The organism is Rugamonas rubra (assembly GCF_900114705.1).
Taxonomy (GTDB): domain Bacteria; phylum Pseudomonadota; class Gammaproteobacteria; order Burkholderiales; family Burkholderiaceae_D; genus Rugamonas; species Rugamonas rubra.
In genome coordinates, this window is sequence record NZ_FOTW01000005.1 from 1 (window position 1) to 12859 (window position 12859).

Below are 12859 nucleotides of genomic sequence, written 5' to 3' on the forward strand. Positions count from 1 at the left end.
GAGTGGTACGGGACAGCGCCGAGCAGCTGATGAAGTGGAAATGGGCACAGCTTAAATTAACTGGCAGAGTGTCTTGACTGACGGGTCCACTTTAGTTCTGCGGCGGGACTCCGCCAAGTGCTCTAGACGGGCGCGAGTATCCGGGTCCAGCTTGACCGACATGGGGCGGGCAACAATGGCTGTCATGGTGCGTCTCCAGTCGCTTAGTGATAGGTATTACCTTATCATACTTTGTCCAGGCAAGCCGCTATCGAAGGGCGGCCAACTCTACCGCGCCGCCCGCCACCGGCAGCCGCAGCAGCACCCGCGCGCCCTCCCCCGGCGCGCTGGCGATGGCCACGCTGCCCTTCATCATGTCCACCACCAGGCTGTGCACGCTGGCCAGGCCCAGGCCGGCGCCGCTCTGGCCCAGCTGGGTGGTGAAGAAGGGTTCGAACACCTTGCCCAGATGCTCGGCGGCGATGCCGTTGCCGTCGTCGGCCCACTCGATCAACAGCTCCTCGCCCACGCGACTGGCGGCCACGACGATCTCGCCGCCCGTCCGCCCCTTGAAGCCGTGGTAGATGCTGTTTTCGAACAGTTGCTGGAACACCTGGCGGCAGCCGTTGCCGTAGCCGCTCAGCCATAGTTCCTCGGGCAGCTCCAGCCGCATGCGCACCGACTGCGGCCCCATCAGCGGCTGCCAGTGGCCCTGGCACATGCGCAGCAGCTCGGCCATGTCGAACCGGCCGCAAGCCTCCTGCTCCGGGTGGCTGGACAAGCCCTTGAAGCGCTCGACCAGCGCGCTGATCTGGCTGATGGCCCGCTCCAGCAACGCGCCGCCGTCGGCCACGTGGGACAGCAGCGCCTGCAGCTGGCTGCGCTTCAGCGTGCCGCCGGCCAGGTTGCGCTGCAGCTCGACGCCCTGCTCGGCGATGGCGCTGGCGGCGACGCGGGCGTTGCCCAGCGGCGTGTTCATCTCGTGCGCCATGCCCACCACCATGCGCGACATGCCCAGCTGCTTCTCCTGCTGCATCAGCGAGCGCATGGCCAGCTCCAACTCGCCGGTGCGCGCGCGCACCTGCTCCTCGAGCTCGTCGTGGGCGCGGCGCAGCGCCGCCTCGGCCGCCTGGCGCACGCTGACCTCGGCCTGCACCTTGCACAGCGCGTTGCTCAGCTCGATGTTGCGCTGCGCCAGGGAGTTCTCCAGCGCCGTGCCGTGCTGGGCCAGTTGGGCGTTCTCGTGCTGCAGATGGGGCCGCTCCATGACGGCGTTGATGGTCTCGCCTAGCGCGTTGGCGATCTCGCGCTTGTGGCGCCGCTCGACCCGCACCTGGCTGATGCAGGCCTGCAGCGTCTGCTCCAGGTAGCCCCACTGGCGGCCGTAGCGGCGGATGGTGTGCGAGACGATCTCGCGCGAGCCGATGCTGTGCGGCGGCTCCAGCGCCAGCTCGGCGTCGAAGGCGAGCAGCGTGCGCCAGGCCTGCTCGCGCGGCAGTTCCACGCAGCCGAGCAAGACCTCGCACAGGCGCAGGCCGAGCACCCAGTAGGGCTGCACGTGCTCCGGCTCGACCCGCCGGTGGAACTGGCGCAGATACTCGCGGCTCTCGGCCGCCCGCCCCAGCGTGGCCGTCACCACCGCCAGGTTCAGCAGCGCCAGCCCCTCGTGGTAGTGCAGGCCCTCGGCGCAGGCCAGCGCCAGCGCCTGCTGGCGCAGCGCCAGGCAGTCGTCCCAGTGGGGCGCGGCGCTGTCCTCGTCGTCCTCCTCGATGGCCAGGTAGTAGGCGGCCGAGGCGGAATAGTTGAGCAGCAGGGCGCGCACCGGCGCGGCCAGGCCGTCCGGGTGGCCGAGCAGCTCGGCGCAGTTCTGCCGCAGCTCGACATACATCTCCGAGCTGAACAGCACGGTGCAGCGGATCGCGCGCATCTGCACGGCCAGGGCGTCCTGGCCGCAACGCTGGTACAGCTCGCCGGCGCGCGCCACGCTGTCGAGCGCGGCGTGGTACAGCCGCATGCGGGTCTGCACCCATTGCAGGGCGCGCCAGGCGGCGGCCTGGGCCATGGGGAAGTTTTCGGACTGGGCCTGCATCTGCAGGCTCTTGGCGCGCAGCAGCAACTCGTTGGGCGCCGCGTCGTCGTGCAGCGACTGCGCCAGGATCTGGAAGGCCTCCAGCTCCAACGCCTGGCCGGGCGCCAGCGGCATCTGGCGGATCAGATGCAGCGACGAGGAGAAGTGCGCCAGCTCGAAGCCGGTCAGGTACTCGCGCAGCAGTTGCAGCTGCGCCTCGGCGTGTGCCTTGCTGTCCGTCCCGGTGGCGGGAGGATGCGTGTTCGATGCCAACATGTCCCTCCTCCAGCCCGCGCCGCGAGCCGGCGCCGGGCGCCACGCTCACTGACACTCTGACTGACACTGTATAGGACATGCGCGTCGGATTGCAAATACAAAGTGGCCCGTTGTGGCAGCTTATGCCACCTTGGGCCGCTACACCACCCTGCCCTCCTTGACGTATTCGCGCATCACCCCGGCCTCGAGCGCGGCGGCGGACAATGCAATGTTGTCATTTGCCAACACTTGCAGCGCGCAGTAATGACAAATGTTCAGGATGCTGGCGCCGGTCAATTCGTGGCTGGCCGCCACCGCCGGCCAGCGCAGGTCGTCGGCCAGGACGATCTGCGGCGGCATGCTCTTGCGCCAGATCGCCTCGCGCTCGGCCACGCCGGGCAGCGGGAAATGGATCATCGCCTGGAAGCGGCGCACGAAGGCGTCGTCGATGTTGCCGCGTTGGTTGGTGGCCAGGATCACCAGGCCGTTGTAGCTCTCGATGCGTTGCAGCAGGTAGGCCACCTCCTGGTTGGCGTATTTGTCGTGGGCGTCGCGGATGTCGGTGCGCTTGCCGAACAGCGCGTCGGCCTCGTCGAAGAACAGAATCCACTGCTTGTTCTCGGCCTTGTCGAACAGGTTGGCCAGGTTCTTCTCGGTCTCGCCGATGAACTTCGACACCACCCGCGACAGGTCGATGCGGTAGACGTCCAGGCCGGTCTGCTTGCCCAGCAGGCTCGCCGTCAGCGTCTTGCCGGTGCCGGGCGGGCCGTAGAACAGGGCGCGGTAGCCCGGCTTCATCTTGCGGCCCATGCCCCAGTCGCGCAGCAGGGTGTCCTTGTGCACGGTCCAGTGCTCGATGTCGCGGATCTGCCGCCGCGTGTCCGGGTTCAGCACCAGGTCGTCCCACTCCATTTCCGTCTCCAGCAGCTCGGCCGGGAAGGCGCTGGAAAAGCGCGGCTTGCTGACCGCGCCGACGGTGAGCAGTTCGACCACCTCCGGCGCCAGGATCAAGCGCCCGCTCATGGCCGGCTCGCCCTCCTGCACCGCTTCGAGCCACAGCACGCGCTGGCGGGCGAACCAATGGCCGCCGCCCAGCATGCGCTGCACCTGCAGGCGGTTGACCAGGTTGTCGCCGGCCAGGATGAACTGCGCCGTCTCGCCGGTGGGGATGACGCCACGGTGGCCGTTGACGCGCACGCCGCCGAAGGCGGCGAAGTCGCCGCCGTCCGGCAGGTGGCTGGCGATGACGTCGTTCAAAAACGTCGGGTGCACGTTGGGCGACAAGGCCAGCAGCAGCACGATGTATTCCTCGAAGGCCGGCTGGTGCCGCTCGACGAAGCGGGCGAAGGGCGAGCCGTCGTCGTACCAGGCGGTGTCGTTGACGGAGCGTTCCAGCTCGTCCGGCGCGGCGTCGCGCAGGCGCGCCAGGATGATGGCGCGCAGGTAGTGCAAGGCGGTCTGCAGGTTGACGGCGGACATAGACTAGGCTTCGTCCAAGCCGGTGACCTTCAGCGTGCCGTCCAGCGCCCAGCCGCGCTTGATGTGGCGCACGTGCTCGTCGAGCTTCTTGTCATTGCCGGCCATCTCGGGATGGAAGGGGTCGATGTTCGCCTGCAGCATGCTGTTCTCCAGCTGGTCGCCGATGAACAGGTTGCGGGCGTAGCCAAAGAACTTGTTGTAGCGCGTCTTGGCGGAGGCCTGCAGGCTGGCCAGCTTCAGGTCGGGCACCGGCGTCAGCGCGTCGCCCACCGAACCGCGCTGCTCCAGCAGCACCTTGGCCTCGGAGACCTTCTTGCCGACCAGCGCGGTGTTGTAGTGGGTCGACATGTCGTGCGCCGAGATCACGTGGCGCCGCCCCAGGCGGGCGCCGTCGCGCGTGCCCAGCTTGCTCCAGGCCTTGTTCTTGCTGTCGTAGGCCAGCTCGCCCTTGTCGGCGTGCTGCTCGCCGACGCGCACCTTCTGCTGGAAGCTGAAGCTGCCGCGCGTGATGGCGATGTCGTCCTTCTTCACCTCCGGGTCGTTCACCTGCCAGTCCTCCAGCGTCTCGCCGACGTGGGCCGCCAGCGTGGCCAGCTTGCCGTCGAGCTGCTTGGACAGCTTGTCGGCCTTGGTGGCGGCCTTGCCGGAGGCGGTGTCGGCGGTGGTGGAGTCGGGGCCGGCGTCGTCCAGCTCGCGCAGCTCCTTTTGGATCGGCACGATCGCCTCCTCGTGGGTCACCGCCGTGCTGATCGGCTTGGCGCTCTTCGCCTTCGCCAGGCGGCGCGTCGCCGCCGTGGCGGTCAGGAACACCGACGGCAGCGCCGGGTCGGAGCGCAGCACCAGCTTGGCCGCCTTGCCCTCGCCGGCGAAGGTCAAGGTGTGGCTTTCGCCGCCGCCCTTGACCGGCACCTTCTTGCGCCACCAGTTGAGCAGCTTGCGCAGGCCCGCCTTGGCCGCCGCACCTATCTTCTTGAGCAGGCCGCCGAGCCAGGCGACGATCTTGTCGAGGCCCTTGTCGATCGGCGCACGGATCTTCTTGACCACGCCGACCAGCTTGTCCGGTATGCCGCCCAGGCCGGCGAACTTGGCCAGGAAGCCGATCACGATGAGCAGCGTGTTGGCCAGCGTCTGCTCGACGCGCTTGGCGGCGGGGCCGAGCTGGCCGGCGGCGATGGCGGCGATCGAGTCGATGAAGGAGGCCACCACGGCGGCGATCTGGTTGATCTTCTGGATGAAGAAGCTGATCGTGTTGTAGATCGCGATGATCGCCTGGATCACCGCGCCGGCCGGGTTGAGCATGGTCACCAGCTTGGTCACGGCGGCCTTGACGATCTCGGTGGTGACCATCTCGGTGACCTTGGCGATCATGCTGTCCTTCAGCTCGTTGAGTTCGTTCTTGATCTCCTGCCAGGCCGCCGCCGGGCCGTCGCGCACCAGGGTCACCAGCACGCCGGCGGTCTTCTCCAGCACCGTCAACACCGGGTCGGGGATGATCTTGACCAGCTTGGAGCGGATGTTGGTCCAGGTCAGGCCGAGCACCGACAGCACCAGCTTGACGATCTCGATCAGGCTGAACTCCTTGGGAATGTAGACGCCGGCCTCGCCCAGCGGCCCGGTGATCCACTTGATCAGCGCCGTCTTCAAATGCGCGCCGATGTTGGCGGCGAAGTTTTGGAAACCCAGCTTGCCGGCGCGCACCAGGTTGCCGACGAAGCCGATCGGGTTCTGGATGATGCTGCGGAAGGCGCCCTGCGCCTTCTTGATGTAGGGGACGGCGCGCGGCGCCACCACCGAGAAGATGATCTCCAACAGCGTGATGACCTGCGCCCCGGCCCAGCTGAGGAACTGCCCGGCGACGTTGAGGAAGGCCCGCCCCACCTTGGAAAACAGGCCGGTGATGGTCAGCACGTCCTGCCAGGTGATGCTGCGCAGCGTGTCCACGATCTGGCCGGGGATGGCGCGCACGAATCCCATCAGCCCCTCCAGCGCGCCCTGGAACCAGTCCCAGGCGCGGCCGATGGCGTTGCCCTTCTGGATGTTCTGCCACACCTCCTCCTGGCCGATCAGCTTCATGAAGCCGCCGATCAGCAGGGCCGGCGAGCGCGGCACCGCCTCGCCGGTGACCGGGTCCTGGCCCAGCACGGCCTTCAGCAGGTCGTAGCCGGCGGTGCCCTCGGCCAGCGCCGCCAGCGGGCGCAGCACCACCTCGCGCACGATGGCCATCAGCCCCGTCACGACGCCGGCGCCGAAAGAGATCAGCCTGCCGATGGGGTTGGTGAAGATCGCCTTGGCGCGGTCCCACACGCCGCCCAGGTCGAAGATGTCGCGCCAGCTGAGCGAGTCGATGAAACGCGCCAGGCCGGCGACGATGGCGCCGCCGATGTCGCCCAGCGTGGCCAGCTGCTGCTCGACCCAGGCGCCGGCGCGGGTGAACACGCCGTGGTTGTCCAGCGCCTGGGCGATCAGCGCGCCGCCGGGGATCAACTCGACCAGGGCGCGCAGGATGTTGGCGGCGCTGCGGTCGGCGCTGCGCTGGTTGATCGGGTTGAAGCCCAGCACGATGGTCAGCAGGCGGTAGCCGGGGATGTAGTAGGCCTTGTCGGCGAAGTAGTCGAGCGCGTCCTGCACGCCCAGGCGCTGGATCGCCGGCGTGGCGCTGTTGGTCGACACCTGCGGGCTGCGTTGCACGACCGGCTGCGCGCCGCGCTCGACGGCAGGCTGCGCGCTGCGCCGCACCGACTGGCCCTGCTGGATGGTGTGGGTCAGCTCGTGCGCCAGCAGATGCTTGCCGTCGCGCGTGCCGGGCTGGAACTGGTTATCCGAGAAGAAGACGTGGTTGCGCAGGGTGAAGGCGCGGGCGCCGAGGCGGTTGCTCAGGCCGGCCGATTCCCTGTCGCGGTGCACCCGCACGCCACTGAAGTCGGCGCCGAAGCGCGGCTCCATGAAGCCGCGCGTCTCGGCCGACAGCGCCTCGCCGCCGCTCATCTGGTTCATCAGCGCCGACTGGGTGGCGCCGTCGACCTGCGGCGCGGCACCGGTTTCCTTGCGCTGCACCCGCTCGTCGTCTTTGCGTTGGATGCGCTCGGCCTCCTTGCGCTGTGCCGGCTCGGCCTCCTTGCGCTGCACGCGCCCGCTGTCTTTGCGCTGGATGCGTTCGACCTCCTTGCGCGGCGCCGCTTCGGCGTCTTTGCCCTGCACGCGTTCGGCCTCCTTCTTCTGCAGCCGGTCGCCGGCCATCGAGGCCCAGTCGCTGGCGCGGCCGGTGGCCCACTCGGGCTTGACGATGGTCGGCGCGCTCATCACGTGGTCGGCCATGCGTTCGGCCTCCCGCTCGAAGTGGTCGCCCGGTTGGTTGACGCTCAGCTTGGCCTGCACCACCTTGGCCGGCATCGCGCCGCCGCGCGGCGCGGCGCGCTCGTCCAGGCCGCTCTTTTGGAAGAACGGCTGCTGGCCGGCCCGATGTGCCGTGGCCGGCGTGGTGGTGGTGGATGTGGTGGATTTCTCTGCGCTGGTTTTCATGGCGGTCCGCTAAGTCCATTCGACCCACAGGATGCGCTCCATCCACGGCAGCCGCACCGCCGAGATGCCCCACGGCAGATCGCCCAGCAGGATGTCGGCGGTCTGCGGCTCGACCTGCAGCAGCCACTCGCCGGCGCGCTCGCTCAGCTTGCCGGCACGCAGCAGGAAGGCGCCGCGCAGGCCGTCGGGCGAGGTGTTGCGCAGCGCCGTCCAGTGGCCGATCACCGCCGCCAGCAGCGCCTCGGCCTCGGCGCACTCGGCGGCGGTCAACACCACGCCGTCCTCCACGGTGGCCGTCAGCGGCAGCGCGCACAGCAGCTTGGGCAGCGCCAGCGCGTACTCCGGCGTGCTGGGCCGCCCGCTGGCGAGGAAGTACAGCAGCGCCAGCGCCCTGCCCGGCCGCAGCAGACGCCCCTCCTGGCTGAATCCCAGCGCGTCGAACAGGCGCGGCAGGAAGGGATGCAGCAGCACCAGGCCGGCGTTGTCGAGGTAGATGCCGTGGCGTCGGTCCGGGTGTTCGTCGCCGCGCGCCACGTCCGGCCGGGCCGCCGGGCGCCCGCGTTCGCCGGGCGGCGCGCGCAGCACGGCCGGCGCGCGGCCCCGGTCGCCGCGCGGCGCGGCCGGATGCAAGGCGGCCAGCGCGGCGCGCGCGGCCTGCTCGGGCAGGCCGCGCCACAGCGCGCCATGCAGCGGCAGCCTGGCGTCGCCGACGCGGCCGTGCAGCGCCAGCTCCAGCCCGGCGCGGCACAGCAGCCGCGCGCCCGCCTCGGCCGTGGCACCCTGGGCTCGCGCGCGCAACTGCGCCAGGCTGGCCTGCAGCGCCGCCGCCAGCGCGGGCGACAGGCGCGCCAGCAGCAGCAACTGGAAGCCGGTCGAGAACTGGCCGCACAGGCGGCGCAGCGCGCTGGAGCCGCGCAGCGCCGCCATCAGGTCGGCCGTCGGCGCCGGCGGCGCGGCCACTTGCCCGCTCGCCAGTGCGGAGGGCCCCGCCGCCTGCCCGGCCGTCGGCGCGCCGGGCGCGGCGGCCCAGGCGGGCGCCGTCGCGGCCGAATCCAGCGCCGCCAGCGCGCCGCCGTCGGCGCTCCAGGCGGCCAACAAGGTGGCCTCGAAGTCCATGCCCGCGGCCAGGTGCAACGCGGCCGGCAGCGTGCCGTAGCGCAGGAAGTGGGCCAGCGCCTCGTCCAGCGCCTGCGCCAGGCCGATGTGGCGCGGCGCGGCCCGCCCGTCGGCGGCGCCTCCCGCGCCACCGGCCAGATGGACGCCGAGCGCCTGGTCCAGGCAGCGCTCCAGCAGCGCCGGCAGATCCTGCTCCAACCGCCCCAGCGCGACGCTGCCGGCGTCCACCTCCAGCCGCTCGATGCGCAGCACGCCGCGCGGCGGACAGCAGCGTTCCAGCGCGCGTTCGATCACCGGCGTCAGCCATTGCGCACACAGGCCCGCCAGCCGGCCCTGCAAGGCCAGCGCCTCGGCCTCGCTGCCGGCCATCCGCACCTCGACGTACTGGCGCAGGATGCTGTGGGGCGCGCTCGGCTGCATGGCGCGCTAGCCCGGGCTGCCGACGTTGACTTGCGTGAAGCCGACCACCATGCAGCCTTCCTTGGTGTAGGCGCACAGGCGGACGCTCTTGACCGGCGGCTCGCTGTTGACGATGGACACCGATGCCGACCGTCCGTTGACGATCGACGGGGAGCAGTCCTGCACCTCCCAAGTGAAGACTTCCAGCTCCACGCCGCCGGAAATTCCTACGTTGAGGAAGACCCGGTTGTTGTCGACGCCAATGTCGAAATTGAAGCCGATGTCCAGCGGCCCGCACACCGGCGTGACCGGCCGAGACGGATCGCATTTGTCGATGTGGCTGGGATTGAAGGCCGGTACCTGGAGTGTGCCCTCGTTGATGTTGATGGTGGTGCCGGCCGGCGCGTACTGGAACAGCAGGCCGCCCTGCTGGCCGGGGCGGCTGAACTCGGAGGCGATCTGGATATTGAAGCTCAGACAGTCGAAGCCTTCGATCCACAGCGCCGGCACGCCGGTCTTGGTGTCGTAGTCCAGCAGCAGCCAATCGGCGTCGCCGACCGCCTTGGTGGTCAGCTCGTTGATGCGCTGGACCCAGCCGCGCACCACCGCCTCGTAGTCCTTGTTCAGGTCGTCGACCGTGGTCGCCTCGAAGATGTGCTGCACATCGGCGCGCAGGTCGACCACCTGGCCGTCCTTGAAGTCGAAACTGAAGCTCGGCACCGCGACCCGGAAGGCGCGGAACGGCCGTTGCGGGTCGTTGTCCGGCAGCCAGAAGCGGTAGCCGGCGCGCCGCGCGATCCCCTCGCAGGGCAGATCGCAGGGCACCACCACCACGTGGCTGTAGTCCTGCATCACCTCGCAACCGGCGCCGTCGCGCACCAGCACCATGGCCGTCTCGCCGCTGGGCACGGGCGGACTGATATATTGATTGATATTGATTGAGCCGAATTCCGTGAAATATGGCATCACCCCGCCGGACACGGTCAGCCCGACCTGGTAAGTCATGTTCGTCACGTCGTCGCTGAAGCTGGCCTCGCCCAGCTGCAGCATCGACGGCACCGCCACCGTCTGCTGCGCCGACTCCGAGCCGGCGCTGTCGCGGATGGCCAGCGTGTGCTCGCCCACGCTCAGCGCCACCGTCGGCGTCAGCGTCTTGAAGGGCTGGCCGTCGAGTTGGTAGCTGATCGGCGCCAGGCCGCCCTCCGGCGTCAAGGTGGCCAGCGCGACGCCGGTGGCGTCGGTGCAGCCCAGCGTGATGACTAGCCCCAGCGGCGGCGGCGGCAGCACGTACTGGATGCACGGCCCGTCGGCGCAGCAGCGGTACGGCAGGAAGAAGTCGGCGATCACCACGCCGTTGGCCAGCGCCGCCACGGCGTCGGCGATGGGGGCGCGGGCCGGGCGGCCGTCGCCGGGGAAGAAGATGCCGCCGCCGTGCGTCAAGCTGCCGATCAGCGCCTGCACGTCGGCATCCTGGGCGAAGCGGATGTCGCCGCCGATGCGCGAGAGCGCCCGGTTCAAGGCCTCCTTGTTGATGCCGGAAGCGCTGCGGGCGGCGTCGGCGGCGGCATTGCTGGCGGCGCTGGCGGCACCGTCCGCACGGGCTGCGGCGGACCGGGGCGTCTTGCCGGCGGGCGGTCGTTTGCCGCGCTCGGCGGCGGCCAGCGCCAGCGCCGATGCCGGCAACGCCTTGCCGATGCCGCCCTGCCCGGCCACCGCCTCGTGGTACACCAGCAGGAAGGTGCCGCCCAGCGGCACGCCGGCCTTGTGCTGGATGCCGGGATGCTTTTGCAGGAAGAAGGCCAGCACCTGCTGCTGCTTGAGCTGGCGCATGCGGGCGAGGAACTCGTCGTGCACCGCCCGCATCGCGTCCAGGTTGGAGCCGTACAGCACCTGGTCGAAATGGTCGATCAGCTCCTCCTTCGGCATGAACTGCTGCAGGTCGGTCGACACGGCGGCGCTTTGCTGGTCGCGGAAGAAGTGGGTCAGACCCAGCAGATCCTGGCACTTGTTCTCGAAGTCGGCGAAGGCCAGCACGTCCAGGCTGGCCGGCAGCGTCTCGGACAGCTTGGTCATGTAGTAGACCGACACGGCGTAGGCGAAGAACTCGGCGGGCAGCCCGACAGTGCCGCTGAACAGCGCGCAGTAGACGATCAGCACGGCGTTGGGGTCGATCTGGTTCTGGTCGACGTCGATGTAGGGCCGCGCCAGGAAGCCGGCCAGGTATTTTTCATACCAGGCGCCGACGGTGTTGGCGTCGTAGACGAACTTCGGCGCGCGCAGCTTGAGCAGCGGATGCTTGGGTACGCCGCCCGGCAGCGCGGTGTTGGCCTGCACGCTGTAGAGGAAGCGGATGCCCTCGGTGAGATTGGTCAGCAGCTCCTCGCGCAGCACGTCGTACATGGCTTCCAGGTCGGGGAAGCGCGCCGTGTCGCCGGCCGGCAGCGGCACGTTCTCGTCGAAGGCGCCGGTGCGCAGGGCGATCACCTCGAACGGCAGGCGGTGGCGCGTCTTCAAGCTCAGCAGCGTGGCCAGCACGGGCTGGAACTGCTTGCCCAGGTGGCCTTCGATGCGCAGGAAGTTGTGCGGCTCCAGGTCGAAGCGCAGCGGCTCGGTGACGAAGGCCGGCGCCGCCGGCACGTACTCGACGCTGCGGTAGCCCAGGCTTTGATTGGCGCGGCCGCGCCGGCTGCGGATCGGACTCCACAGCTGGTACAGCGGCGGCGCCAAGTCGACCCGGTAGTAGTACGGCAGCGCCTTCTTCTCCAAGGCGGCGCAACCCAGCGCGCTTGGCGTGATGCGGATCTGCGGGTCGAGCGAGCGGTCGCTACCCTGCGACGGCAGTGGCGGTTGGTGGGTAAAACTGTCCAGCATGCCAACCAGACGGCCGAACAGCAGCAGGAACTCGTCGACCAACAGGTCGCCGTGGCAGGCCGGCGTGAAACCGTGGCGGTACAGGGCGGGGTTGATGCCGATCGGGCGCGGCACGCCCAGCATCAAGTGGCGCGGGAACAGCAGCTCGGACGGCACGCAGGCGCACACCAGCTCCACGCCCTTCCAGCGCATTTCGTCGTAGGCGCGCAGCAGGTCGTCGAACAGGTCGTGGTAGTACTGCAGGAAGACGATCTGCGCCGGCGTGCCGAAGGCGTTGTCGAGGAAACCGAACTTGGCGCCGAAGCCGGCGAAAGGGTCGCTCGGATAGCGTTCCAGCAGCAGCGGCTTGAAGGCCTGGTAGGCGGCGCTCAAGGCAAGACCTGTATTGGTGGCCAACTGGGCGGAGTGGAACACCGCGTGGTAGGCGGCCAACACATGCTCGGAGGTGGTCGGCGCCGTGTTGGGCACGTCGTAGCGCGGCAGCGCCAGGTCGGGCAGGTTGAGGCGGGCCAGCATGAGCGCCTCCAGATCGGAGGTGGTCATGCCGCCCCCCTGCTCCGCGCCTTCGGCGATCACCTTGGCCAGGTCGGCCACACCGATCAGCAGGCGGCGGATGGTGACCACCGTCTGCGAACCGCGATCATTGCAGTCGTTCGGGCTGCAGTTGCGCAGCCCCTCGGTCTTCAATTCGACGAACAGCAGCACGGCTTTGTTATCGAGGAAGCTGGCCGGACTGACTAGCGGCGTGGTGTCCGGCTCGCCGGCCGGAAACAGCTCCCACAGCGGATAGGACGGCTGGCCGGTCTGGCTTTTGTCGCGCAGCAGCGGGTAGTCGACGTCGAGCGGCAGGTTGTAGCCGCGGTAGGCGGTCAACGCCACCGGGTCGGCCTCAATGACCAGATAGCCCTCGGTGGTGATGCCGCAGCCGGGCGCCAGGTGCAGCGTGGTGCTGGCGTCGTCGAGCTTGAGCGTCAGGCCGCAGGCGATGCCGACGCCGATCAGGTTGGCGCGGGTCAGCCTTTCCTGCTCGTTCAGGTAGTCGAACAGCTGGTTCAGGTGCAGGTTCGACAAGACCTGGTTGGCCTCGAAAACAGGATATGTGTCTTGGACAGTTTTCATGTTCAGCACCGTCTTTCGGAAATGGCGTATGTGTTGGCGAACTGGTTGTCGTGC

Annotated in this window: 5 protein-coding genes; all 5 read right to left on the reverse strand. The window is 69.1% G+C overall.

The annotated features are described in order from the left end of the window. Window positions 1-247: 247 nt before the first annotated feature. Entirely contained in the window at window positions 248-2323 is a 2076-nt protein-coding gene (locus BM252_RS02600; protein WP_093383315.1) for a sensor histidine kinase, read from the reverse strand. 138 nt (window positions 2324-2461) lie between these two features. Beyond that, complete coding sequence (locus BM252_RS02605) at window positions 2462-3781, reverse strand: ATP-binding protein (protein ID WP_093383318.1); 1320 nt, start codon at window positions 3779-3781, stop codon at window positions 2462-2464. A gap of 3 nt (window positions 3782-3784) precedes the next feature. After that, entirely contained in the window at window positions 3785-7300 is a 3516-nt protein-coding gene (locus BM252_RS02610; RefSeq protein ID WP_093383321.1) for an eCIS core domain-containing protein, read from the reverse strand. A 9-nt stretch (window positions 7301-7309) separates the two neighbouring features. Further along, entirely contained in the window at window positions 7310-8836 is a 1527-nt protein-coding gene (locus BM252_RS02615) for a contractile injection system tape measure protein (protein WP_093383324.1), read from the reverse strand. A gap of 6 nt (window positions 8837-8842) precedes the next feature. Continuing rightward, window positions 8843-12805, reverse strand: coding sequence for a hypothetical protein (locus BM252_RS02620; RefSeq protein ID WP_139236254.1), 3963 nt, complete (start codon window positions 12803-12805; stop codon window positions 8843-8845). Between the last annotated feature and the right edge of the window lie 54 nt (window positions 12806-12859).